The sequence below is a fragment of the Mycolicibacterium hippocampi genome (assembly GCF_010723735.1).
GTDB classification, from domain to species: domain Bacteria; phylum Actinomycetota; class Actinomycetes; order Mycobacteriales; family Mycobacteriaceae; genus Mycobacterium; species Mycobacterium hippocampi.
This window is the reverse complement of sequence record NZ_BLLB01000002.1, coordinates 4,756,987-4,781,309: the sequence shown is the minus strand read 5'-3', so window position 1 is coordinate 4,781,309 and position 24,323 is coordinate 4,756,987. Positions and strand designations below refer to the sequence as shown.

At 65.4% G+C, this 24,323-nt stretch carries 27 protein-coding genes and 1 pseudogene; 17 read left to right on the top strand and 11 right to left on the bottom strand.

Features of this window, described 5'->3' with window-relative positions; translation table 11 throughout:
* The first annotated feature begins 67 nt into the window (after positions 1-67).
* Positions 68-670, top strand: a complete 603-nt coding sequence (locus G6N53_RS23935) for a TetR/AcrR family transcriptional regulator (protein ID WP_163893120.1) — start codon at positions 68-70, stop codon at positions 668-670.
* Positions 671-697: 27 nt separating this feature from the next.
* Here the strand turns inward: G6N53_RS23935 and G6N53_RS23930 are convergent, their stop codons facing one another.
* Complete coding sequence (locus G6N53_RS23930) at positions 698-1,348, bottom strand: TetR/AcrR family transcriptional regulator (protein ID WP_163893117.1); 651 nt, start codon at positions 1,346-1,348, stop codon at positions 698-700.
* A gap of 181 nt (positions 1,349-1,529) precedes the next feature.
* On the opposite strand from G6N53_RS23930, the gene G6N53_RS23925 reads away from it, so the two are divergent.
* The 3 genes from G6N53_RS23925 to G6N53_RS23915 are packed head-to-tail and all read left to right on the top strand — an operon-like array spanning position 1,530 to position 4,121.
* Positions 1,530-2,054 (top strand): hypothetical protein, encoded by a 525-nt coding sequence (locus tag G6N53_RS23925; protein WP_163893114.1) that lies wholly within the window; start codon positions 1,530-1,532, stop codon positions 2,052-2,054.
* Positions 2,055-2,057: 3 nt separating this feature from the next.
* Positions 2,058-3,266 carry a cytochrome P450 gene (locus tag G6N53_RS23920; protein ID WP_205390447.1) on the top strand — a complete coding sequence of 403 codons (1,209 nt, stop codon included), beginning with the start codon at positions 2,058-2,060 and terminating at the stop codon, positions 3,264-3,266.
* 18 nt (positions 3,267-3,284) lie between these two features.
* A complete protein-coding gene (locus tag G6N53_RS23915) occupies positions 3,285-4,121 on the top strand; it encodes a mycofactocin-coupled SDR family oxidoreductase (RefSeq protein WP_163893107.1) in 837 nt (278 codons plus the stop codon).
* Positions 4,122-4,143: 22 nt separating this feature from the next.
* Here G6N53_RS23915 and G6N53_RS23910 read toward each other — a convergent pair whose 3' ends face one another.
* Both G6N53_RS23910 and G6N53_RS23905 read right to left on the bottom strand, forming a co-directional pair.
* Entirely contained in the window at positions 4,144-4,944 is an 801-nt protein-coding gene (locus G6N53_RS23910; RefSeq protein ID WP_163893104.1) for an emopamil-binding protein, read from the bottom strand.
* A 4-nt stretch (positions 4,945-4,948) separates the two neighbouring features.
* Positions 4,949-6,430, bottom strand: a complete 1,482-nt coding sequence (locus G6N53_RS23905; RefSeq protein ID WP_163893101.1) for an aldehyde dehydrogenase — start codon at positions 6,428-6,430, stop codon at positions 4,949-4,951.
* Positions 6,431-6,625: 195 nt separating this feature from the next.
* Here G6N53_RS23905 and G6N53_RS23900 point away from each other — a divergent pair, with 195 nt between their 5' ends.
* From G6N53_RS23900 to G6N53_RS23840, 13 genes are all read left to right on the top strand, one after another.
* Positions 6,626-7,939 carry an aromatic ring-hydroxylating oxygenase subunit alpha gene (locus tag G6N53_RS23900; protein ID WP_163893097.1) on the top strand — a complete coding sequence of 438 codons (1,314 nt, stop codon included), beginning with the start codon at positions 6,626-6,628 and terminating at the stop codon, positions 7,937-7,939.
* 14 nt (positions 7,940-7,953) lie between these two features.
* Positions 7,954-8,283, top strand: coding sequence for a hypothetical protein (locus G6N53_RS23895; RefSeq protein WP_163896321.1), 330 nt, complete (start codon positions 7,954-7,956; stop codon positions 8,281-8,283).
* On the top strand, positions 8,280-9,557 hold the full coding sequence (locus G6N53_RS23890) for a metal-dependent hydrolase family protein (RefSeq protein WP_163893094.1): 1,278 nt from the start codon (positions 8,280-8,282) through the stop codon (positions 9,555-9,557). The genes G6N53_RS23895 and G6N53_RS23890 overlap by 4 nt, the downstream gene beginning before the upstream one ends.
* Positions 9,558-9,603: 46 nt before the next feature.
* Positions 9,604-10,056: a MarR family winged helix-turn-helix transcriptional regulator gene (locus G6N53_RS23885; RefSeq protein ID WP_163896319.1), complete on the top strand. Its 453-nt coding sequence runs from the start codon at positions 9,604-9,606 to the stop codon at positions 10,054-10,056.
* A gap of 74 nt (positions 10,057-10,130) precedes the next feature.
* Positions 10,131-11,165 carry a ferredoxin--NADP reductase gene (locus G6N53_RS23880; protein WP_163893091.1) on the top strand — a complete coding sequence of 345 codons (1,035 nt, stop codon included), beginning with the start codon at positions 10,131-10,133 and terminating at the stop codon, positions 11,163-11,165.
* A 36-nt stretch (positions 11,166-11,201) separates the two neighbouring features.
* Positions 11,202-11,945, top strand: coding sequence for an SDR family NAD(P)-dependent oxidoreductase (locus G6N53_RS23875; protein WP_163893088.1), 744 nt, complete (start codon positions 11,202-11,204; stop codon positions 11,943-11,945).
* 56 nt (positions 11,946-12,001) lie between these two features.
* Entirely contained in the window at positions 12,002-13,273 is a 1,272-nt protein-coding gene (locus tag G6N53_RS23870) for an aromatic ring-hydroxylating oxygenase subunit alpha (protein ID WP_163893084.1), read from the top strand.
* Between the two features lie 2 nt (positions 13,274-13,275).
* Positions 13,276-13,611 (top strand): hypothetical protein, encoded by a 336-nt coding sequence (locus G6N53_RS23865; RefSeq protein ID WP_163893081.1) that lies wholly within the window; start codon positions 13,276-13,278, stop codon positions 13,609-13,611.
* A 38-nt stretch (positions 13,612-13,649) separates the two neighbouring features.
* A complete protein-coding gene (locus G6N53_RS23860; RefSeq protein ID WP_163893078.1) occupies positions 13,650-14,495 on the top strand; it encodes a TauD/TfdA dioxygenase family protein in 846 nt (281 codons plus the stop codon).
* 2 nt (positions 14,496-14,497) lie between these two features.
* Positions 14,498-15,037 carry a carboxymuconolactone decarboxylase family protein gene (locus G6N53_RS23855; protein WP_205390446.1) on the top strand — a complete coding sequence of 180 codons (540 nt, stop codon included), beginning with the start codon at positions 14,498-14,500 and terminating at the stop codon, positions 15,035-15,037.
* 99 nt (positions 15,038-15,136) lie between these two features.
* A complete protein-coding gene (locus tag G6N53_RS23850; RefSeq protein ID WP_163893074.1) occupies positions 15,137-16,420 on the top strand; it encodes a cytochrome P450 in 1,284 nt (427 codons plus the stop codon).
* Positions 16,417-16,608, top strand: a complete 192-nt coding sequence (locus G6N53_RS23845) for a ferredoxin (protein WP_163893071.1) — start codon at positions 16,417-16,419, stop codon at positions 16,606-16,608. The genes G6N53_RS23850 and G6N53_RS23845 overlap by 4 nt, the downstream gene beginning before the upstream one ends.
* Before the next feature lie 20 nt (positions 16,609-16,628).
* The gene (locus tag G6N53_RS23840; protein WP_159232989.1) at positions 16,629-16,913 is read left to right on the top strand and encodes a DUF1330 domain-containing protein; all 285 of its coding nucleotides are present in this window, start codon (positions 16,629-16,631) and stop codon (positions 16,911-16,913) included.
* Positions 16,914-17,000: 87 nt separating this feature from the next.
* Here G6N53_RS23840 and G6N53_RS23835 read toward each other — a convergent pair whose 3' ends face one another.
* The 8 genes and pseudogenes from G6N53_RS23835 to G6N53_RS23800 form a co-directional block, all read right to left on the bottom strand.
* Positions 17,001-18,206, bottom strand: a complete 1,206-nt coding sequence (locus G6N53_RS23835; RefSeq protein ID WP_163893069.1) for a cytochrome P450 — start codon at positions 18,204-18,206, stop codon at positions 17,001-17,003.
* Positions 18,203-18,403, bottom strand: coding sequence for a ferredoxin (locus G6N53_RS23830; protein ID WP_163893066.1), 201 nt, complete (start codon positions 18,401-18,403; stop codon positions 18,203-18,205). The genes G6N53_RS23835 and G6N53_RS23830 overlap by 4 nt, the downstream gene beginning before the upstream one ends.
* 28 nt (positions 18,404-18,431) lie before the next feature.
* Entirely contained in the window at positions 18,432-19,634 is a 1,203-nt protein-coding gene (locus tag G6N53_RS23825; protein ID WP_163893063.1) for a cytochrome P450, read from the bottom strand.
* Positions 19,635-19,758: 124 nt separating this feature from the next.
* Positions 19,759-20,553: pseudogene (locus G6N53_RS23820) on the bottom strand (NAD(P)-dependent oxidoreductase); the annotation flags it as partial.
* Positions 20,554-20,656: 103 nt separating this feature from the next.
* Positions 20,657-21,475, bottom strand: coding sequence for an NAD(P)-dependent oxidoreductase (locus tag G6N53_RS23815; protein ID WP_163893057.1), 819 nt, complete (start codon positions 21,473-21,475; stop codon positions 20,657-20,659).
* Positions 21,475-22,308, bottom strand: coding sequence for an alpha/beta hydrolase (locus G6N53_RS23810; RefSeq protein ID WP_163896315.1), 834 nt, complete (start codon positions 22,306-22,308; stop codon positions 21,475-21,477). Before G6N53_RS23810 ends, G6N53_RS23815 begins: the two co-directional genes overlap by 1 nt.
* A gap of 71 nt (positions 22,309-22,379) precedes the next feature.
* The gene (locus G6N53_RS23805; RefSeq protein ID WP_163893054.1) at positions 22,380-24,026 is read right to left on the bottom strand and encodes a thiolase C-terminal domain-containing protein; all 1,647 of its coding nucleotides are present in this window, start codon (positions 24,024-24,026) and stop codon (positions 22,380-22,382) included.
* On the bottom strand, positions 24,023-24,322 hold the full coding sequence (locus G6N53_RS23800; protein WP_163896313.1) for a ferredoxin: 300 nt from the start codon (positions 24,320-24,322) through the stop codon (positions 24,023-24,025). The genes G6N53_RS23805 and G6N53_RS23800 overlap by 4 nt, the downstream gene beginning before the upstream one ends.
* Position 24,323 lies beyond the last annotated feature (1 nt).

Genomic DNA, 24,323 nt, shown 5'->3' with positions numbered 1-24,323 from the left:
TCGGAAATATACCAATCAGTATCTGAATGTCCAGAGGGTTTCTCAGATTCTGTGGCACACTTTCGGCATGGTGGAGCGCTGGACGCGGGAACGACGTCTGGAGCACACGCGTTCGCTGCTGCTGGACGCCGCTGAGGATGTCTTCGCGGAAAAGGGCTTCGCGCCGGCCACTCTCGACGACATCGCGCACGCGGCGGGCTACACCAAAGGCGCCATCTACAAGCACTTCGCCACGAAGGAAGACCTGTTCCTGGCCGTGAGTGACCGGTACTGGCGCCGCTACTTCGACAACTTCGCCGAGGTCATGGCGTCCGCGGAGCAGGTCGGATCGAGAGAGCTCGACGAGATCGCCGCGCGCTGGCGGCACCTCAGCCGTGACCGCGGCGCCGAGCACGCCGCACTCGGGCATGAGTTCGCGCTCTACCTGCTCCGCAATCCTGATGCGCGCGAGCGCGTCGCGGAGAAGCGGTCAGAGGTCGTGGAGGCGCTCGCGAAATTCATCGTCGAGGGCATCGACCGGCTCGGTGGGTCCCTGCTGATCGAGCCGCTGACCTTGGCTCAGGTGCTGGTCGCCACCAGCGATTCTGTGGTGCTGGGAAGCGAACTCGACGATGTCGACCTCTACCGTCCAGTGATCGAGATGTACATGTCAGCGATCAAGCTGCCCTGACGCGGATCGATATCCTGACGTTCCAGGCTACGTCGGCGACGCTCGGTCGGCCCGTCGGCGAGGCCTTGTGGGTGGGGCGGGCTTGGGCGATACGTTGGCCATCACCATCTGCAGAAAGGGTCCGAACAGGTCGTCACCATCGATGTGCCCGAAGATCGTGATGCCTTCATTGCTGGCGATGAGCAGTCGCGCGAGGGTTTCTGCAGGCATCTGGAGTTCGCCGCCCAAGCGGTCGATGTGGATGGTGATGTAGTTCGCGAGCGAACTCACCGCCTCCTCGCGCTGGGCGGTCAGTCGGTCGCGGGCGTCGGGATTGCGCAGAAGGAATAGCGAGAACTCGTAACCCAGCGCTGCGCTGTCCGGCCCCGCGATGGTGAGGTCACGCCACTTCTCGGCAAGCCGTTCGACGTCGAGAGTGTCCAGGCCCTCGAACGATTCGATCACATCGGCGAAGCTGTCCAGGAAGCGATTGATGTGGCGTTCGATCACGGCGAGGAAGAGTTCCTCCTTGGTGCCGAAGTGGGAGTAGATCGCCCCGCGCGTATAACCCGCGACCTCGGCGATGTCGTCGAGCGCGGCACCGCCGAAACCCTGCTTCGCGAAGACTTCCTGCGCTGCATCGAGCAGCAGGCTCCGGGTGTGTTCCATGCGCCGCTGCCGCGTCCATCGTTCTGCCACGGCTTGATCCTTCCAGGTTGTGTTCCGGATGGCTCGGCTACGCCGCACAGTTCATATACGCTCTTGTATAAAAGAGACGAGTTTGTATATTGTGGGATGACGCGGCGCCTCCGCGTGCCGCATCCCCTCTAAATCGCCGAAAATGCAAGACCTTTCAAAGGGTCGAAGGAGACCTCTCGGAATGAAGCTGGAAGAGCGCATCGCGAAACACCGCCGTATGGCCGAGAGCTACCGGGACAAGTACGTGTTGCAGAAGGTGCAGCAGGGCGAGACCTACGACGAGTGGGTGTTCACCGACGACGCTGTCTACACCTCGCCGTACTTCGTTGCCGGGCAGGAACTGGTACTCAAGGACGTGGCGACGCACTGGGATACCGCTGCCACCGTGGAGGCCAAGGCGTACGGCATCACCTTCCCCGATTGGAAGCCTGTCGATTACAAATGCTGGCCGGCCGAGAACGGTTTCGTCATGCGTTACCGGTGGGAGGGAACGAACGTCAACGACGGCAAGGTGATGGGCTTCTATTCGATCAGCTTCGTCGATACCAACGAGGACGCTGAGATCGTGCACTGGTCGACATATGTGAACGACGAAGAGTACGGCCCGTTCTTGGAGGCGGCGATAGGCGCGCGTGGGCCCTTCCACGGAGACGGGTACATGCAGGCGCTGGCAAAGCATTTCGAGAAGCACGGCCTGAGTTTCTGAAAGGTGACTGTGTCCATTGCTCCAGCAGGCCAGTTGGCCTACGACCCCTGGGACGCTGAGCTCAATGCGGATCCGTATCCCACGTTCAAACGTTTCCGCGATGACGCCCCGCTGTACTACAACGAGGTCCACGACTTCTATGCGGTGAGCCGGTTCGATGACGCCAGCCGCGTCCTGGTAGACCACCAGTCGTTCAGCTCCGCCCGCGGCGCGGTTCTCGAGATCATCAAGTCGGGCATCGAGATCCCATCGGGCCTGCTGGTCTTCGAGGATCCGCCGGTCCACGACTTCCATCGAGGTCTGCTGTCGCGGGCCTTCACGCCCCGCAAGATCAGCGGCCTTGAACCGAAGATCCGCGAGTTCACCGCCCGGTGTCTGGACCCGTTGGTAGGTGGTGACCGGTTCGACTTCGTCGAGCAGCTCGGGGCGGTGATGCCGCTGCGGGTGGTCGGCATGCTGTTCGGAATTCCCGAGGACTACCAGCGTCTTGTGCAGGAGGACGGCGAGAAGTTCGTGCGTACCGAGCGCGGTGGCCAGATGACGGACAACCCGGACGGTGCGATTACGGATGGCCAGGTGTTCGCCGACTTCATCGACTGGCGCGCCGACCATCCGGCTGATGACTTGACGACCGAGTTGCTCCATGCGGAGTTCGAGGACGAGACGGGCAGCACCAGAAAATTGCGACGAGAAGAACTGCTGATGTTCATGAACCTGGTTGCGGTGGCAGGCGCGGAGACCACAACCCGACTGATCGGTTGGGCGGGCAAGCTGTTGTCCGAACATCCTGCGCAACGCGCGCGGTTGGTAGCCGATCGCACTCTGCTGCCGGGCGCTATCGAAGAGATGTTGAGATTCGAGCCGCCCGCACTCCAGGCCGCGCGATACGTCACGCGCGATGTCCAGCTACACGGCACAACGGTGCCCGAGGGGAGCAGCATTCTCACGTTGATCGGCGCGGCCAACCGCGACGAACGTCGCTTCGGCGACGACGCGGACACCTTCGATATCACCCGCTCGCCCCGTCAGCATCTGTCATTCGGAATAGGTGCCCACTATTGCCTCGGCAACGCATTGGCGCGCATCGAGGGGCGAATTGCGTTGGACGAGATCATGAACCGATTCCCGGACTGGGAGGTGGATCTCGACAGTGCGGTGTTTTCCTCGTCCTCCACAGTGCGCGGCTGGGACAGCATGCCTGCACGGGTATGACAACGAAGGGACCTTGAAATGGCCGGACGGGTAGAGGGAAAGGTCGCTTTTGTCACGGGTGCAGCCCGCGGACAGGGGCGCAGCCACGTGCTGAAACTCGCTGAAGAGGGCGCCGACATCATCGCGATCGACATCTGCAAGAACGTCGACCACTGTCAGCTGGAACTCGCCTCGCCCGGAGACCTGTTGGAGACGAAGGAAAGGGTCGAGGCGCTTGGTCGGCGCATCATCGCCGAAGAGGCCGACGTCCGTGACTTCGACGCCATGAAATCTGTCGTGGACCGCGGGGTCGCCGAATTCGGCAGGCTGGACATCATCTTGGCCAACGCCGGCATCGGCAACGGAGGCCAGACCATCGAGATGCTGGAAGAACCTGTGTGGCAGGCCATGATGGACATCAACCTCACCGGCGTATGGAAAACCGTGAAGGCGGGCATTCCACACATGATCGCCGGAGGGCTGGGCGGGTCAATCGTGTTGACCAGCTCGGTCGCTGGCCTGAAAGCGTATCCGCAGATGGGTCAATATGTTTCGGCGAAACACGGAGTGGTCGGCCTGATGCGATCCTGCGCGGTCGAGCTGGGACAGCACATGATTCGGGTGAACAGCGTGCATCCCACCCACGTCGACACCCCGCTGGTGATGAACCAGCAGACGTTCGACCTATTCCGGCCGGATCTGGAGAACCCTGGCCCCGACGACATCGCGCCCATCTGCCAGATGTTCCACACCATGCCGCGGCCGTGGGTCGAGGCCGAAGACATCACCAACGCCGTGATGTTCTTCGCCTCCGACGACTCCCGCTTCGTCACCGGGGTCGCGATGCCCATCGATCTGGGCAGCTGCTTGAAATAGCGGGCGACCGGTCAGCGCAACGTCATCGCTCGACGAATCCTCGGTCTGCCTGCATAGCGAACCCCGCCTGCCCTGCCCGCCGCGTGAGGTAGTCGATCTGAAGGTAGATCGCGTAGAGCACCAGCGGTGGCAGCACGATGAACGGCACGTTCTCGGCGATGAATTTGAAGCCCAGGCCATATCCGTCCTGGCCGATGTTCTCGAAGCCGGCGCCCACCTCGGACAGGAAGTACACCGCGGTGCTGCTCATCAGAACAGCGCAGCCGGCGAAGGCGCCCCAGAGGCAACGGATCCGGGACTCCGTGGACAGATCCACCTTGATCAACCTCGTCCACATGACGAACACGATGACGCCGGTGACCACGCCGACCACCTCGAGCGCGAATATCCACGGGTTTCCGCTGACGTAGCGAGTGTCGGCCAGCGCGTACTGCCACCACAACCACTTCCAGCCGGGGTCCGTCGTCGGCGTCCACCAGCCGAGCGGATGGCCGATCAGGAACATCAACTCGTAGCCGATCTGGCTGCATGCCGTGTAGGGCAGGTAGAACAGTGTGAGCTCGGCGGCCTTGTCGAGCCGTGTTCGGTTCTCGCCCGGTGCGTCCCACAGGATGACCAGCGGAACCAAGATCACCGGGACACCGAAGAGCAGGTTGGCGATGACGTCGGCGGTGAAGCTCGGTGTGATCAGCCCGAACTGCACGCCGATCGTCATCCCCAGGAAAACCACCCCGGTCAGCAGCCCGACGCCGAGGTAGATCCGTGCCCGGTGCGGAGCGACCGGGCGGGCGAAATTCGGTTCGCGGGTCTGCAGTGTCGTCACAGCGTCACGCTCCCTTTCCCGCCGCTGCGGCGGCCGGATCCTTTTTCGCTGCGATGGATATCGATTTGCTGTCGGTGTAGCCGTCAATGCCCTCGGGGCCGAGCTCTCGCCCGTATCCACTGGCCTTCACCCCGCCGAACGGTGCGAACGGGTCCATCGTGTAGCCCTGGTTGACGCCGAAGGTGCCGGTGCGGATCGCGGCGGCGATGGCCATTCCGCGGTCGGTGTCCGCGGTGAACACCGATCCGGCCAGCCCGTAGTCCGAGTCATTGGCGATGGCCACCGCCTCGTCTTCGTCGTCATAGGCGATGACGGTCAGCACCGGGCCGAAGATCTCCTCGCGGGCGATGGCCATCGAATTGTCCGCCTGGTCGAACAGGGTGGGCTTGACGTACCACCCGCGGTCGCAGCCGTCGGGCGTACCGCTACCGCCGGTTACGATGCGGGCGCCGTCGCGTACCCCCTGCTCGAGGTATCCGGCGACACGCTGCTGCTGCCGCTGCGCGACGAGTGGCCCGACCTGTGTCCCGCTGTCTGTCGGGTCGCCGACGACGAGCGCACTCACCTCGGCTGCCAGTGCGTCGGTGAATTCGGTTGCGCGGGTTCGTGGCACCAGAATCCGGGTCAGCGCGTTGCAGATCTGACCACTGTTGCTCAGGCTGGCCGACCGCACGCCGGTCGCGACGGTGGCCGGATCCGCGTCGTCGAGCACGATCGCAGCCGACTTGCCGCCGAGTTCGAGGCTGACCCGGCGCAGGTCGGCGGCGCAGGCCGCGGCCACGGCTCTGCCTGCGGCAGTCGAACCGGTAAAGGACACCTTGTCCACCCCCGGGTGTCTGACCAGGTGCTCGCCGACGGCACCGTCGCCGGGCAGCACGCTCACGACGCCAGGCGGCAGCCCCGCCTCGGTGATGAGCTCGGCGAGCAGCAGCGCGTTGAGCGGCGATTCGGGTGCCGGCTTGAGGATCACGGCGCACCCGGCCAGTAGCGCCGGGACCAGCTTCGTGACGATCAGGAACTGCGGCATGTTCCACGGGACGATGGCCGCGACGACGCCGACCGGCTGGCGCAGGATCGTGATGTCGGAGCCGTAGCGCCCGGGCCGCGCCTCCTGCCACGGATACGATTGCGCCACATCGCAGAACGCGCTCATCATCGTCCACGGCAGCGCCACCTGCGCCCGCTGGGCGAAGCTGATGGGCGCGCCGATCTCGGAGGTGATCAGCGCCGCCATGTCGGCCCGACGCCCGCCGTAGATCTCGGCGAGTCCGAGCACCGCATCGATGCGTTCTGCCGGAGAGGTCCTGGGCCACGGGCCGCTGTCGAACGCGGCCCGCGCGGACTGAACCGCCAGGTCCACGTCGGCCGGTGCGGCGGCGGCCACCCGTGCGACGTGCGTCTCGGTATGGGGCGAGACGATCTCGATGCGCTGATCGGTGCTGGGCTTGCGCCATGCGCCGCCGATGAACAGCTCGTCGTAACCCACGCCGCCTGTCTCCGTCCTGACGTTCCGCTCAATATCAACTACTTGCGATTGCCTGGGCAAGCATATACCGTCGAAACTGCCGTCTCCTCCGAAATGGCGAAAAGGCAGCTGTGCGTGCTTGTTTGCCTCAGAGACTCGTCCGGCGCTTCGCGAGCGGGCGGCCCCGACAGTGAATGAAGTCAACAGGAGACGACCATGGCCCGATTTCCCAAACCGCCAGAAGGCAGCTGGACTGAGCACTACCCGCAGCTGGGGACCGGGCCGGTGTCCTACGAGGACTCGATCGACCCGGAGTTCTACGAAGTCGAACGCAAGGCGGTCTTCAAGCGCGCATGGCTCAATGTGGGCCGTGTCGAACAGATCCCCCGCAAGGGCAGTTACTTCACCAAGGAACTGAAGGTCGCCAACACCTCGATCATCGTGGTGCGGACCGCGTCCGGCGGGCAGGAGCGAAGCGACCGGGGAATCGGGTCGGGTGAGGTGAAGGCGTACCACAACATCTGCAGGCACCGCGGCAACAAGCTCGTGTGGAATGACATGCCGCTCGAGGAGACCAGCGGCGTCTGCCGGCAGTTCACCTGCAAGTACCACGCATGGCGCTACGACCTGGACGGCAACCTGACGTTCGTGCAGCAGGAGGGCGAATTCTTCGACCTCGACAAGAGCCGCTACGGGCTGGTCCCGGTGCACTGCGAGGTCTGGGAAGGCTTCATCTTCGTCAACTTCGCACCGGAACCGGAGCAGACGCTGCGGGACTTCCTCGGGCCGATGATCACCGATCTCGAAGGCTATCCGTTCGACAGGATGACGTCGCGCTTCCACTACCGCTCCGAGGTCAAGGCGAACTGGAAGCTCTACATGGACGCGTTCCAGGAGTTCTACCACGCGCCGGTACTGCATGCGAACCAGTCGCCGACCGCCTACTCGAAGGCCGCCGCGGAAGCCGGATTCGAGGCACCCCACTACCGCATCGAAGGGCCGCACCGCCTGGTGAGCACCTCGGGTGTGCGGGCCTGGGAGATGCCCGACGAGATGCGCAAGCCGATCGAGGACATCTGCCAGAGCGGACTCTTCGGGCCCTGGGACAAGCCGGATCTCGGGGAGATGCCGGTCGGCCTCAACCCGGCGAAGTGTGACCCGTGGGGCCTGGACTCGTTCCAGCTGTTCCCGAACTTCGTCATCCTGTTTTGGGGGCAGGGCTGGTACCTGACCTATCACTACTGGCCGACCTCGCACAACACCCACATCTTCGAGGGGACCGTCTACTTCCCACAGCCGCGCACCCCGCGGGAACGCATCGCCCAGGAACTGGCCGCGGTGTCGTTCAAGGAGTACGGGCTTCAGGACGCCAACACCCTCGAGGCCACCCAGACGATGGTCGAGTCGCGGGTGCTCGAGGACTTCGTGCTCTGCGATCAGGAGGTGCTGATCCGCCACCTGCACAAGGAGACCGCCGCGTGGGTCGAGGACTACCAGCAAAAGACCCAGCACGTCGGACAGGGGGTGTGACCGTGGCCGACACCATGACAGCCAAACTGCCACCCGAATTCGCCGACCTGGAGCGGTATTCCGACTGGTGTCTGGGCGCCGAGCAGGAGCGGTACGCCAAGCGTCTCGGCACGTCGATGCGGGAGATGCAGGCCTTCTACGACGCGATCACCGCACGCGCCGAGGAGGCGATCTCCTACTGCGACAAGTTCAGCCTCGACGACCTGCCCGACGACGTACTCAATCTGATGCACCTGCTGTACTCGATGATCCAAGTGTCGTTCCCGGTCGAGTGCTGGAAGCAACCGAAGGTGCCCGACTCGGGAGCGACCACGCTGGACTGCGTCGCCGAACCGGTTCCGTGACCGAGCACGGCTCGTCCGGGGACGCGTCGGGCCCGGCCACGACCGTCCTTCGGGCTGCGCGCTGGGCCGACGTCGAGGCCGGTGAGGTACGCGCACCCGCGGTCGTGGTGATCGAGGGCAACCGCATCACCGGCGTGAACCCCGCTGTGCTTCCCGATAATCCAGCCCACGACATCGATCTGGGCGATGTCACGTTGCTGCCCGGGCTGATGGACATGGAACTCAACCTGCTCATCGGTGGACCCGGTGGTCCCGAGGGGCTACCCAGCCCCATGCACGGTGTGCAGGACGACCCCGCGTATCGCACGCTACGGGGTGCGGTCAACGCGCGCACCACGCTCGAGGCCGGCTTCACGACCGTGCGCAACCTGGGCCTGATGGTCAAGACCGGCGGCTATCTGCTCGACGTGGCGCTGCAGCGTGCGATTGACCAGGGCTGGCACGTCGGGCCCCGGATCGTCCCGGCGGGGCATGCTGTGACCCCCTACGGCGGGCACCTCGACCCCACGGTGTTCCAGCGGCTGGCTCCGGGCATCATGCCGCTGTCGGTCGCCGAGGGAATCGCCAACGGCGTCGACGACGTGCGAACCTGCGTGCGCTATCAGGTCCGGCACGGCGCCAAGCTCATCAAGGTGTCGGCGTCGGGCGGGGTGATGTCACACAGCACTGCGCCCGGCGCACAGCAGTACTCGGATGACGAGTTCGCGGCCATCGCCGACGAAGCACATCGAGCCGGTGTGCGGGTGGCCGCGCACGCCGTGGGGGACAGCGCGATTCGTGCATGTATCCGGGCCGGAATCGACTGTATCGAGCACGGTTTCCTCGCGACCGACGAGACGATCCAGATGATGGTCGACCATGGCACGTTTCTGGTGTCGACCACCTACCTCACCGAGGCCATGGCGGTCGACCGCATCGCACCCGAGTTGCGCCGCAAGGCCGAGGAGGTCTTTCCCCGGGCGCAGGCGATGCTGCCGAAGGCGATCGCGGCGGGTGTGCGGATCGCGTGTGGAACCGACGCGCCCGCCGTGCCGCACGGGCAGAACGCCAAGGAGTTGTGCGCCCTGGTTGCGCGTGGCATGACACCGATGCAGGCGTTGCGGGCGGCGACGATCACCAGTGCCGAGCTCATCGAAGCCGATGACGAACTCGGCCGGCTGGCGCCGGGCTACCTCGCCGACGTCATCGCGGTGGCGGGGGATCCGTCGCAGGACATCGCGGCCACACTCGACGTGAAGTTCGTGATGAAGGACGGCGCGATCTACAAGAGCTAACGTCACAGGTGTGGAGGCGCATATGAACAGCGACGCGGAGCTGGGTATCGAGCTCACCGACAACATCTTGTGGCTGCTCAAACAGGCCTTTTACTTCACGCTGACGACGGTGAACGAGGCGGTCAGTGACCACGGCGTGAGCACCGCCCAGATCGGTGTGCTGCGGCAGCTGTCCAACGAGCCGGGGCTCTCCGGTGCGGAGCTCGCCCGCCGGCTGCTGATCAGCCCGCAGGGTGTGCAGCTCGCGCTGACTGCGCTCGAGCGGCGGAACCTGGTCCAGCGCAAGCAGGACCCGCAGCACGGCCGGATTCTGCAGGCGTACCTCACCGACCAGGGGCGCAAGGTCGCGGGCGCCGTGGTCCATGACGCGATCGCCGCTCACGACAAGGTCTTCGGTGTCCTGAGCAAGGACGAGCAAAAGACGTTGCGCGAGCTCTTGGGCAGGGTGGTCGAGCAGGGCACCGGTCACGAGTTGTTCGCAGACCACGTCGACAACTGACGTAGGCCCATCCGTTGAATCCGGTCATGACAAGTACTTGAGGATAATGACAAGTACTTGATAACATTGCCGGGATGGCCGACGAGAGCACCACCGACGGATTCGCACCGCTGCGCGTCAAGCGTGTCGTGCGGGAGACCTCGGACGCGGTGTCACTGGTGCTGGATGTGCCCGAGCACTGCTCGCACCAGTTCCGCTACAAGGCCGGCCAGTTCCTCACCGTGCGGATCACCGTCGACGGCAGGGACCTGCGCCGGTGTTATTCGATGTCGTCGGCTCCGGTCGAGGACGAGCTGCAGATCACCGTCAAACGAGATCCCGGCGGCGTGGTGTCGAACTGGCTCAACGATTCCGCCGTTGCGGGTACCGAGCTGCATGCCGCCCCGCCGGACGGGAAGTTCGTCCTGCCGGAGTGCGATTCGGCCGCCGCCGATCTGGTTGCGTTCGCGGGCGGCAGCGGGATCACGCCGATCATGTCGCTGGTCCGGACCGCACTGGCCGATTCGTCGCGACGTATCAAGCTCTTCTACGCCAACCGCGCACGCGACTCGGTGATCTTCTCCGAGCAGCTGGCCCGCCTCGCCGACGCCAACGCCGACAGGTTGGTCGTCGAACATCACTATGACGAGGACGAGGGCGTGGTGACACCGGCGGCTGTCGAACGGTTCGCCGTGGGTGCGGAGGACGCAGACTTCTACATCTGTGGGCCCGCGCCGTTCATGGCGACAGTGGAGAGCGCCTTGCAGTCAGCCGACGTGCCCAGCAAGCGGCTCCACCTCGAGCGTTTCACCGTGGCCGAGGTCGCCCCAGAGGCGCTCCTCGACGCCGCGGACGTCACCGAAGAGGTCGTCATCGAACTCGATCGTCGCGTGACGACGGCGAGCTACCGCCAGGGCGACACGTTGCTGCAGACGGCGCGGATGTCCGGGTTGCGCGCCCCGTCGTCGTGTGAAACCGGTTCGTGCGGAACGTGTATGGCCCGCGTCGTCGAAGGCAGTGCACGCATGCTGAACAACGACGCGCTGGAGGACGACGAAGTCGAGGAGGGCTGGGTACTGACCTGTCAGACGCTGCCCACCAGCCGCAGGGTCCGTGTGGTCTATGAGTAGGAGCTCGAATGTGATCGGAATAAGGGTGCGCAGCCGATGAGCCGCGTGGCGGTGGTGACCGGCGGTGGCTCCGGCATGGGTGAGTCGACCTGCCATGAGCTCGCCCGACGGGGGCACCGGGTCGCGGTCCTGGATCTCAACGGTGCAGCGGCACAACGGGTGGCCGAGGAGTTGCGTGCCGAGGGTGCGGACGCGCTCGGGGTCGCAGCGGACGTGACCGACCGCGCCGCAGTCGAGGAAGCGTTCGCCAAGGTACGCACCGAGCTGGGGCCGGTGCACATCCTGGTGACCAGTGCCGGACTGGTGGACTTCGCACCGTTCGTCGACATCTCGCCGCAGACCTGGCAGCGTCTCATCGACGTCAACCTCAACGGGACTTTCCACTGTGCGCAGGTCGCGGTGCCCGACATGCTGGAAGCCGGGTGGGGCCGCATCGTGATGATCTCGTCGTCGAGCGCGCAACGCGGCTCGCCGGGAATGGCGCACTACGCTGCCTCGAAGGGAGCGCTCATCTCGCTGACAAAATCCCTTGCCCGGGAGTACGGCCCGGTCGGCATCACGGTCAACAACATCCCGCCGTCGGGCATCGAGACGCCGATGCAGCATCAGTCCCAGGCCGAAGGGCATCTACCGCCCAACGAGCAGATGGCGGCCAGCATCCCGGTCGGCCATCTCGGCACCGGCGAGGACATCGCCGCCGCCGTCGGGTTCCTGTGCTCTGAGGAGGCAGGCTTCATCACCGGTCAGACCCTCGGGGTCAACGGCGGATCGGTGATGTGACGTGAAACGCGCGGTCCTCAGCCGTACGAAAAGCGCACGACAACAGGGAGGTTCACATGGCCCGGTGGCCTAAGCCCCAAGAGGGCAGCTGGACGGAACACTATCCCGAGCTCGGGACGGGGCCGGTGTCGTTCCGCGATTCAACCTCGCCGGAGTTCTACGAGCTCGAGCGGGAGGCGGTCTTCAAGCGGGCCTGGCTCAACGTCGCTCGCGTCGAAGAGGTTCCGCGCGTCGGCAGCTACCTCACAAAGGAAATCGAGGTGGCGAGAACATCGATCATCGTCGTCAAGGGACGCGACGAGAAGATCCGCGCCTTCCACAACGTCTGCCGCCACCGCGGGAACAAACTGGTCTGGAACGACTATCCCAACGAGGAGGTCAAAGGCACCTGTCGCCAGTTCACCTGCAAGTACCACGGGTGGCGCTACGGCCTCAACGGCGAGCTGAAGTTCGTGCAGCAGGCCGGGGAGTTCTTCGACCTCGACGAGCAGCAGTACGGGTTGAGCCCGGTGCACTGCGATGTCTGGAACGGTTTCATCTTCATCAACCTCGACCGGGAGCCGCGCCAGAGCCTACGCGACTTCCTCGGGCCGATGATCACCGCGCTGGACGACTATCCGTTCGAGAAGATGACGGAGCGTTACGATTTCGTCGCGCACAACAACAGCAACTGGAAGATCTTCGCCGACGCGTTCCAGGAGTATTACCACGTGCCGTCGCTGCACTCTCAGCAGGTGCCGACCGAGGTGCGCCAGCCCAACGCGACATTCGAGTGCGGGCACTTCCAGATCGACGGGCCGCACCGCCTGGTGTCCACCGCGGGCACCCGACGCTGGCTGCTCGCGCCGGAGTACATGTACCCCGTCGAGCGGGCCACCCGCAGCGGTCTGGTCGGACCGTGGCGCACCCCGGACACGCATTTCTCGGCAGGGTTGAACCCCGGCAACATCGAGCCGTGGGGGATCACCAACTTCCAGATCTTCCCGAACCTGGAGATCCTGATCTACCACGGGTGGTACCTGCTGTACCGGTATTGGCCGACGTCACACAACACGCACAAGTTCGAGGCGTACAACGCCTTTCACCCCGCGACCACGGTGAGGGAGCGTGTCGAGCATGAGGTCGCCTCGGTCGTTCTCAAGGAGTTCGCGCTGCAGGACGCCGGCATGCTGGGTGGCACCCAGGCCGCACTGGAGTACGGCCTGGACGAACCGATAGTCGACGACTATCCGCTCAACGACCAGGAGATCCTCGTACGCCACCTGCACAAAGTGGCCGTCGACTGGGTCGAGGAGTACAACAACGAGCGCCGTCCGGTCGGGGTGTGAGCATGTCCGACAAGCGACTGCCCACCGCGTTCGCCGAACTGGAACCGTTCGCCGACAAGTGGTGCCTGGCAACAGAACCGGAGCGGTGGGAGACCCGGCTGACCACACCGATGCCGGAGATCCACCAGTTCTACGACACGTTCTCGCCGCGCTTCGAGGAAGCGATCGACTACTGCGACAAGTTCCCGCTCGACGATCTGCCTGAAGATGTGCTGAACCTGCTGCACCTGATCTACTCGATGATCATGGTGTCGATGGCCGTGGAGGTCTTCGGTACGCAGAAACCCGCCGACTCTGCCGACGCCGTCATCGACCGCGTCAGTGCGCCGGTTCCGTGATCCCCCCTTCGAACAACACAATCGGGAAAGGACGGGCGATGAGCCTGCTGACGATCAACAAACTGACCGAATCAGTCGGCGCCGAAGTGGTCGGCGTGGATCCGGACCGCCTCGTGAACGACGACTCGCTCGCCGATGCCGTGCTCGACGCGCTCGAAGACAACGGGGTCCTGGTGTTCCCGAACCTCCACCTGGACCCAGAAGCGCAGGTGGCGTTCTGCACGCGCCTCGGGGAGGTCGACCACTCCTCGGACGGGCACCACCCGGTCGCCGGCATCTACCCGATCACGCTGGACAAGTCGAAGAACGCGTCGGCGGCCTATCTGCGCGCGACGTTCGACTGGCACATCGACGGCTGCACACCCACCGGTGACGAATGCCCACAGAAGGCCACCGTGCTGTCCGCGGTGCAGGTGGCCGAGCGTGGCGGCGAGACCGAGTTCGCGAATTCCTACGCCGCCTACGAAGCGTTCAGCGATGAGGACAAGGCACGGTTCGCCAAGCTTCGTGTCGTGCACTCGCTGGAGGCGTCGCAAAGTCGGGTCAACCCCGACCCGTCGGCAGAGCAACTGAGGCGTTGGCGGTCTCGGCCGACGCACGAACATCCCCTGGTGTGGACGCATCGCAGCGGCCGCAGGTCGCTCGTGCTGGGCGCCTCGGCGCACTACGTCGTCGGGATGGATCGTGACGAGGGGCAGGCGTTGCTGGCCGAGTTGCTCGACCGCGCCACGCAACCGCATCTGGTGTACAGCCACCGGTGGTCGGTCGGCGACACGGTGATCTGGGACAACAACGGTGTTCTGCACCGCGCCGCTCCCTACGATCCCGATTCACCGCGGGAGATGTTGCGCACCACGGTGCTCGGCGACGAACCGATCCAATAGGGATGACGTCCGCCCCCCGCATGGATCCGCTGCCCGCCGAGGACTGGGACGACGACGTCCGTGACGCGGTGAGGCCGTTGTTGCCGACCGAGCGGGCCAACCCCCGCGACGCCGGCAACGTGGTGAGCACGCTTCTCCGCAACCCGGCACTCACGCGCGCGTACCTCGAGTTCAACGCCCACCTGCTGCTGCGCTCGACGGTGTCCCCCCGGGTGCGTGAGGTGGCGTTGCTGCGAGCCGTCCACCGTCGTGGGTCCGAGTACCTCTGGGACCACCACGTGCCCATCGCCGAACGGGCCGGGCTCACCCCCGAGGAGATCGAGGCAGTCCGCGGCGGTGTGGTCGCCGATCCGGTTGACGGGCTCGTCGTGCGCGCTGTGGACGAGGTCGAGGATTCACACACGGTCAGCGACACCACGTGGTCGCAGCTTCAGGAACATTTCGACGAGCAACAGATCCTGGATCTGCTGTTCACGGTCGGCTGTTATCAGCTGCTGGCCGTCACGGTGAACGTCCTGGGCGTCCAGCCGGAAGGGCACTGAGGCCGGTCTTCGTTGACGGCACGCGGCTGGTGTGAAAACCTGATGCCCAGGAATGAGAATCACGTTCTCGTATCGAGAGATCGTCGGAGCGGAGCAGGCATGTCGGAAGACCTCACCACGGTCGACTTCTTCAGGGACAGTCGGCTGACGGACGACCCGTACACGTTCTACGAGGCACTGCGGAACAAGTGCCCCGTCAGCCGGGAGGACCACTACGGTGTCACGATGGTCACCGGCTGGCAGGAGGCCGTCGACGTATACAACGACTCCGAAACCTTCTCGTCGTGCATCTCGGTGACCGGGCCGTTCCCCGGTTTTCCGGTGTCGCTGGAAGGCAGGGAGAACGACGACTTGACCGACCTGATCGTCGAGCACCGCGACGAGATCCCGTTCAGCGACCAGTTGCCGACGCTGGATCCACCGACGCACACCAATCATCGCGCCCTGCTGATGCGGCTGATCACGCCCAAGCGCCTCAAGGAGAACGAGGACGCGATGTGGGGCCTCGCCGACGACATCCTCGACGACTTCCTGGCCCCGGGTGAGGGCGAGTTCATCAAAGGCTTCGCGGGGCCCTTCACGCTGCGGATCATCGCCGATCTGCTCGGTGTGCCCGAAGAGGACCGCGCCGACCTTCTCGAGCGGCTGGCGCGCGGCACGCACGGCAGCGCGGTGGGCAATGCCGAGAAGACGATGAACAAGACGCCGCTGGAGCACCTCTACGAGGTGTTCGCCACCTACGTCGAGGAACGACGCGCCGAACCGCGCGACGATGTGCTGACCGGGCTGGCGACGGCGATGTTCCCCGATGGGACCATGCCCGAGGTCGGCGATGTGGTGCGCGTGGCCACCAATGTCTTCTCGGCCGGACAGGAGACGACGGTGCGGCTGCTCAGCACCGCGCTGAAGGTGCTGGGGGACCGTCCCGACATCCAGGCCAGACTGCGCGAGGACCGCAGTCTGCTGGGCAACTTCATCGAGGAGTGTCTGCGCATCGAGAGCCCGGTGAAAGGTGACTTCCGGTTGTCACGGGTGCCGACAACCGTCGGCGACCAGGCGCTGGGAGCCGGCTCGACGGTGATGGTGATCAACGGCGCTGCGAACCGCGACCCGCGCCGCTTCGAGGACCCGGACAGCTTCGACCCCGAGCGCAAGAACGCGCGCCAGCACCTGGCGTTCGGCCGTGGGATCCACAGCTGCCCCGGCGCGCCGCTGGCCCGTGCGGAGACCCGCGTCGGCCTGGAGCGGCTGCTCGACCGGACGACCGACATCCGGATCTCGGAGAGCAAGCACGGTCCGGTGGGCGACAGGCGGTATCAGTACATTCCGACCTACATCCTGCGCGGGCTGACCGAGCTGCATCTGGAGTTCGACGTCAGATGAGGGTCACGGTCGACGAAGACCGCTGCGCCGGCCACGGCATGTGCCTGACGCTGTGCCCAGAGGTGTTCGAAATGAGTGACGACGGTTGGGCGGTCGCGGACCCCGAGGACGTGCCCGCGGGGCTCGAGGCTGCCGCCCGCGAGGCCATCGACAACTGTCCCGAACACGCGATAAGCGAAATCAGTTGACATTCAAGGAGATGCGGTAAGTGGCCAAAGGTTATGTGATCATCACCGAAGACATCAAGGACGCCGACGGCATGGCCGAGTACGGCAAGCTGGCCAGTCAGACGATGGGCACCGCGAAGGTGTTGGCGTTCGGCCCGGCGGCCGAGACGCTCGAAGGGCAGTGGCACGGCACCCAGACCGTGCTCCTGGAGTTCGAGTCGGTCGAGGCTGCCAAGCAGTGGTACTACTCCGACGAGTACCAGGCAGCTGCCAAGCTGCGTCAGGCAGCCGCTGACTGCAACGGGGTCATCGTCTCCGGCTTCTGAGGGGCGCCCGCCCTTGACGCGAAATAGCATTCCTGGCTGTGGTTGCAGGCCAATTCACAGCCAGGAATGCTATTTCGCGGAGAATGGCTAGCCGAGTACGCGCACAGGCACGTGGGACCAGCCCGCGACGTTCTGCATCGCAACCCGGCGGCAGTCGTCCCACAGCACTTCATAACGCGGCATGGTGTCAAGCAGCCGCTCGAGCGCGATCGCAGTCTCCATGCGCGCCAGTGCGGCACCCAGGCAGCTGTGCACGCCGTAACCGAAACCGAGGTTCTGCGCTTCGGTGCGGTCGCGGTCGATGTCGAACACGTCGGCGTCGGTGAACGCCTCGGGATCTCGGTGCGCCGACCCCCCGAGCAGGAAGACGGGCTTGCCTTCCGGGATCGTGACTCCGTGCAGCGTCACCTCGCGCATGGAGCGCCGGACGTTGTAGTGCACGGGCGGCTCGTAACGCAGCAGTTCTTCCACTGCGGCTGCGACCTTGCTCCGGTCGTCGAGCACCTTCTGCCACTGGTCGGGAAACCGCGCGAACGTCACTGCTGCGTTGCCGACGAGCTTGGTCACCGTCTCGGCGCCGGCTCCACCCAGAAGTGTTGCAAAACCTGCGATCTCGAAGTCATCGAGGGACTCCATCTCCCCGTCATCGCGCTCGATCTCGGCAGCGACGAGGCGACTGAACATGTCATCACGCGGTTCGGCGCGGCGCTCCTGGATCAGGTTGTAGTACAACCCCATTGCCTCGACGATCGCCTGCATGCCCTCCTCGGACATGTCGATCTGGCCGGGCTCGCGGTGCAGCGAGGTGTCCACCCACTCCCGCACCTTCTGGCGGTATTCCTCGGGTACACCGAGCATCTGAGTGATGACCTCGACCGGGAAGAACGCCGAGAAGTCCTGCACGACGTCGAAGCTGCCCGGACCGGCCCCGGCGAGGTAGCGGTCGATGGTCTCGGTGACCATCGGCCGCATCGCCTCGATCGCGCGCGGGGTGAACACCTTGTTGACCAGGCTGCGCATCTTCCGGTGCTCGGGCGGATCCATGAGGATGATCATCTTCGCCGCCGTCGGCTCCGATGAGCGGATGGTCGCGAGGTCGAGGCCGTAGGCCGACGAGTACGTCGCGAAGTCCTTGTACGCCGCGGCGACGTCCTCATGGCGCGAGAGCGCATAGAAGTCGTGCTCGGCGTTGTAATAGACCGGCGCTTCTTCACGCATCCGCCGGTAGATCTCCCACGGCCCGTCGAAGAATTCTCGGGAGAAGGGGTCGAAGACGAGTTCGGTTGCGGTCATTCGTCTTTGAGGAAGATCGCTTGACGCGGGCACTGGCGGACGGCTTCCCTGATCTGTTGCTCATTCTCCGGGGTCACCTCGTCCTGGAGAATGTGCAGGTAGTCGTCGTCGTCGAGGTCGAACACCTCGGGGATGATGCCCATGCACACCCCGTTGCTCTCGCAGAGTCCGAAGTCGACGTCCACCTTTTGAGTCATACGCAACCCCGCTTCGCTCCTCGCTGGTTCACCTCAGCACCTTCACCGGGACGTGGTGGTAACCGGCCACGTTCTGCATGTTGGTGCGCTGCAGTCCGTCGAAGTCGACCTCGAAGCGCGGCATGAAGTCGAGCAGGTACTCGAGGGCGATGGCACTCTCCATCCGTGCCAGCGCCGCCCCCAGGCAGCTGTGAATGCCGTAGCCCAGGCCGAGGTTCTGCGCCTGACTACGGTCGCGGTCGATGTCGAAGGTCTCCGCGTCGTCGAAAGCCCGGGGGTCCCGGTTGGCGGAAGCGCCCATCAGGAAGACCGGCTTGTGTGCTGGAACCGTGCCGTTCGGCAACTCCACCTCCTTCACGCTGTACCGGACGTTGTACTGAACGGGGCCGACGTAGCGCAGCAGTTCTTCGACCGCGGCCGGGATCTTGCTTCGGTCGTCGAGCAGTTTCTGCCACTGCTCGGGGTGGCGTGCGAACTCCACCACGGCGCTACCCATCAGCTTGGTCACGGTTTCTGCGCCCGCGCCTCCCAACAGCGCCGCAAAGCCGGTGATCTCGATGTCGTCGAGCATGCGATTGGTGCCGTCGGGGCCGGGGATCTCTGCGGCGATGAGCCGACTGATCATGTCGTCCTGCGGGTCCTTGCGGCGCTCCTGCACCAGGCCGTAGTAGTAGATCCCCGACTGGATGTTGGCCTCCATGGCCTTGTCACTGAGCTCCATCTCGCCGGGCTCGCACTCGAGGCCCTGGTCGATCCAATGCCGGACCTGCTGACGGAACTCCTCAGGGACCCCGGCCATGCGGGTGATGACCTCGACGGGGAATGGGGCGGAGAAGTCCTGGACAACGTCGAAGTGGTCCGGATCGACCTTGCTCAGGTAATGCTCGACGAGTTCGACGACCGTGTCGCGCTGGGACTGGATGGCGCGAGGAGTGAACGCCTTGTTGAGCAGGCTACGCATGTGGCGATGGTCCGGAGGGTCCATGAAAATGATCGACTTCTGCGGCGGCTCGCCGGAGCGGATTTGAGGCAGGTGGCACCCTCGGGCGGACGAGAACGATTCATGGTCCTTGAACGCCGCCGCTACGTCTGCGTGCCGGGTCAGTGCGTAGAAGTCCTCGTCTTCGTCGTAGTAGATCGGGGCTTCGTCGCGCATCCGCTGGTATATCTCGTACGGATTCTCGAAGTAATCCGGCGCCACCGGGCTGAACACGAGTTTGGGCTTGGTCACTGCGTCCTCCTCGGCGCCGTACACAGGGCCGGATACATTACGAAAGGCTGGCAAACTGTAACGCCTACAGTATGCGGCAAAACTGCCTGAAAGTCAGCAGAATCGCGGAGCGTAAGGGGGCGGTTCATGTCGGTACCGCGCTGTCCACGAGCGGCTCGAGTTTGCCGAGGTCACCGCCGAGTTCGGCGACGGTGTTGCGCACGACCGCAACATCCTTGCCGATGAACTCGCCGACCGCCGCGATGAACGCGTCCGCCGAACCCGCAGACGCGATCATCGACAGGACGCGGCTCTGCGCGCTGCCGTGCGTGAGGGCGTTGAGCAGCGGTCCTTCGTCGACGCCGAGGCGCGAGCCCAACCTGACCCCTTCGGCCACCAGCCCGATCTGCGCAGCGAACAGTGTGTTGTTGACGAGCTTCACCAGCTGTCCGGATCCCGTGCGGCCGGCGTGCAGGATCGGGTCGCCGTAGGCGGCGAGCACGGTGCTGATCCGCTCGACGGCGTCATCGGTCCCGCCGACGAACAAGGTCACCCGCCCGGCCGCGATGTCGTGGGGGCCACCGCTGACAGGCGCATCGACGACCGCGACGTGGTCGAAGCGCTCGCTGATCGACTGGGCGGTCTCCGGGTTGCCGGTGGTGTGCAGGACCAGTGTCGCGCCGGGCCGCATCGCCGCGACCAGGTCACCGTCCAGACACAGCTGCCTTACCTGGTCGTCGGTGAACACGCAGACCACCACCGCGTCGGCACCGCCGGAAACCTCCGCGATGTCGGCGACGGGTTGTGCGCCGAGTTCCCGGAGCGCCGCACGCTGCTCGCCGGAGCGGCCGAGAACCCGCACCTGATGGCCGGCCTCGACGAGCCGACGCACCATCGGCGCGCCCATCCGGCCGGCGCCGACGAACCCGATTCTCATGAGAGCCTCATCATCGCCGCTGTCTTCTCTTCGCGCGAGCGCTCATCGGTTCTGTTTTCTCTTCGCGCGAGCGCTCATCGCCGCTGTCTTCTCTTCGCGCGAGCGCTCATCGACCGTGCTCCATCAGTCTCAGCGCCGTATCCGCCACGTTGAACACGGTGCCCTCGGGTGCGGCTGCGTGCCGGGCCAGGCTCGCCGCGTGCCGCACGTCCTTCTGCAACAACGCGCCGGCGATGGGGGCAAGCCCTTCCAGGCTTCCACCGAAGACCGTGATGCTGCCGACCGCCTTGCTGGTCGCCGAACCGCGGTGCAGAACCTCGCAGAGACGGTCACGCGGGATGCCGAGGGCGTCACCGAGTTCGAGGGTGCTCATCGCCGCACCGAGATTCGCGCTGAACAACAGGTTGTTGAGGATCTTGGCGACCTGGCCGCTGCCCAGTGCACCGAGGTGGACGATCGCATCGGAGTAGGTGGCGAACACCGGACGGACCTTCTCGACCACCTCGTCGTCCCCGCCGACCATGACCATCAGCGTGCCCTCCTCGACCGCGGGGGCGCCACCGCTGACCGGGGCGTCTATCACGGTGACCTGCTGTGCGGCAGCGATATCGGCCAGCTCGCGGCAGGTGTCGGGGTGGACGGTGCTGTGGATCGCGACGATGCCACCGGGAGCGAGCCCCGCCAGCACCCCGGATTCTCCTGTCAGCACCTCTCGCACGTCGTCATCCCCGACGACGCACAGGCACACCAGGTCGCTGGCCGCCGCGAGCTCGGCAGGTGTCGAGGCCACCTTGGCAGCCGTGTCGGCATAGGGTTCGACCGACGCGGGCCTGCGGGCCCACAGGGTGAGCTCGAACCCGCCTTCGACGATCCGGCGCGCCATCGGCCCGCCCTGACTGCCCAGCCCGATGAATCCGACCCTCATCAACCCGCCTCCGATTGCTCGTGATCGCGACCCTCAGCGCCCGCGATGCATTCCTCGATGAACGACATGACGTTCCGGTGGTACGTGTCGGCGCTGAGGCCGACGCTGAGATTGTGTCCGCTGTCCGCCATCGTGTTGACGAGGACGCGGGGTGCACCGGTGAACAGCGCCGCCACGGCGGCGAGCGCCTCGGGCGTGGACTCCCACACGCTCTCGTGGTCGGCGACGCTGAACTGCACGGGCACATCTACGCGTGCGGCGATCTCGGGAAAGTCGCGCCGCGCCCAGTTGGCCGTGACCGCGGCCTCGTAGGCGACTCCCGGCGCGGAGAGTGCTCCCGTGAGCACCTCTGCCGGATAGAGCTCGGTGGGCTGCCACAACAGATCTCGCAGCCCTACCGGCCGCGACGTGACTGTGGCTTCACTGATGATGTTCTTGGCGGTGTCGCTGTAGCGCAACCCGGTTCCCGCCAGTTCGATGCCGAGCACGTCAGACCGCGTCGTCGCCATCCGCAGCGCGAGCTCGCAGCCTGCGGAGTGACCGACGAGGAACAGGCCGGCACCGAGGTCACCGTCGGCGATGATCTTGTCCACCGCCCCGAACGCGGCGGCGACCCGCCGGTCGGCGTCGGCGAACTCGGCCGCATACACCGCGGAGGCGCCGTATCCGGGGCGATCCAGGGCGATCGCGGTGAAACCGCGTGCCGCAGCGGATCTCAGCAGTGACAGGCGCGGATGTCCGGGACAGTCGAAGTACGCCGATGAGGTGGCCCCGCCGTGCACCGCGACGACGATCCCTCGTGGGTCCTTGACCTGCACGGCCAGTCCCGACATCGGCACCCCGTCGACCAGCACGACGCGCGGTCGGGGCGCGGGAACGGCCGCCGGGGCCTCGTCGTGGACCGTCACCCGTCGGTCCGCAGAAGCATCACGCCACTCGGGGTGAGGCCGCCGCTGCTGGCCACCGCAACCCGGGCGCCACGCACCTGGCGGTCACCGGCCTCGCCGCGCAACTGCGTCACCGCCTCATGGATCAGCCCCATGCCGTGGGTACGACCGTGTGACAGCTGGCCGCCGTGCGTGTTGAGCGGGATGATCCCGTCGCGGGCGATGGCCTTGCCGCCGTCGAGGAAGTCCTTGGCCTCGCCGATCCCGCAGAAGCCGAGCCCTTCGAGCCACGAGAGGCAGTTGAACGTGAACCCGTCGTAGAGTTCGGCCACGTCGACATCGTCGGGCCGCAGCGACGTCCGGGACCACAGGTGCGCGGACTGACCGAGTACCTGCGGCTCATGGGTGAGCGTGGTCTGGTCCCAGTCGAGTCGCTCGATGATCTGGGTGCCCACGGCTTCGAACCGCACCGGCGGCTTGGCCAGGTCCTTCGCGGCGTCGACGGCCGACACCACCACCGCCACCGCGCCGTCACAGGGCACGTCGCAGTCGTACAACCCGAACGGCGTCGTGATCATCCGGGCCGACAGGTAGTCGTCCATCGTCATCGGGTCGCGATAGATGGCGGTCGGGTTGAGTGCGGCATTGGCGCGCTGGTTCAAGGCGATCCAGCCCAGTGTCTCGCGGGTGGTCCCGTATCGGTGAAAGTGCCTGCTTGCGTTCTGTGCCAACACGTGTGCCGCGGAGATGGCGCCGAACGGATGTTGCCAGCTGGAGGTCCGGGCACCCATCGGAGGTGACATCTTGCCCTCCTTGACCAGCTGACCGAACGTCGCCTCCCAGAGCGTGCGGAAGCACAGCACGTGGCGGGCCATGCCGGTGGCGACCGCCATCATCGCGGCGATCACCGAACCACCGGGGCCGAAGGTGTCCATGCCGCCGTTGATCCAGGTGGGCCGCAGGCCGAGGGCGCCCTCGAGGGCACTCACCCCGCCCTCACCCATGCCCGCCATGTCGAGGCCGGGATAAGTGGACAACCCGTCGATGTCGTCGTAGGTGAGCCCGGCGTCGGCCACCGCCTGCTCGCAGGCAGCGATCGTGAGCGACAACGGCGGGACCATCTGCCTGCGGCCGATCGTCGACATGCCGATGCCTGTGATCGCGGAATGATCCTCGAACTTCTTGTCGCCCAGCATCGGCCGGACGTACCTGGCGAACTGCTCGGGTGGGATCTCGTCGGTCGGCATCGCGGTGGGCGCGGACTGGTCGGCGGCGGGCTTGAACAGCGGCAGCCAGACATCCTCGACCTGCTGGAACGTCACCTCGACGGGTTGACCGAGGGCGAGTTCGTCGGGATCGGCGTCGATGATGTTGGTGGTCAACCGGACTCGTGGGTCCTCGATGAGTGCCACCTCGGCCACCACATAGGGCGGTGGCATGTCGGGGAAGCCGAAGCGGTGGTTGACGCTCAGGCCTGCCAGCGTCGCCTTGCCCGATACGACACGCACGCCCATCGTGGTCTCGCGGCAGTACCGGCACACCGGTGCGGGCGGGTGAATCAGGGATCGGCAGCTCAGGCACTCCTGGATGCGAAGTTCCCCGTCGGCGCCCGACGTCCAGAAGAACTCGTTCTGTGCGGTGAGCTGGGGCAGTGGTCTGGTCAACGAACAAACTCCGAGATCGCTTCGCTGTCTTCGCTGGTCAAATCAGGCTCGGCGGCTTCCTCGGCGTTGACTGCCGGCGGCCGCTGGCCGAGCGGGCCGTGCTCGCCCAGCTCGGTGATGGCGTGTACGGGGCAGTCCAGCAGCGCGCGCATCACCGCGTCGCGATCGGCATCGGCGACGGTGCCATCGCCGATCAGCGAGGCGTAACCCCAGTCGTCGAGGGAGAAGTACTCGGGCGCATGCTTGGCGCAGACGCCGAACCCGTCGCACATCGTGCGGTCCAGTTTGATCTTCATC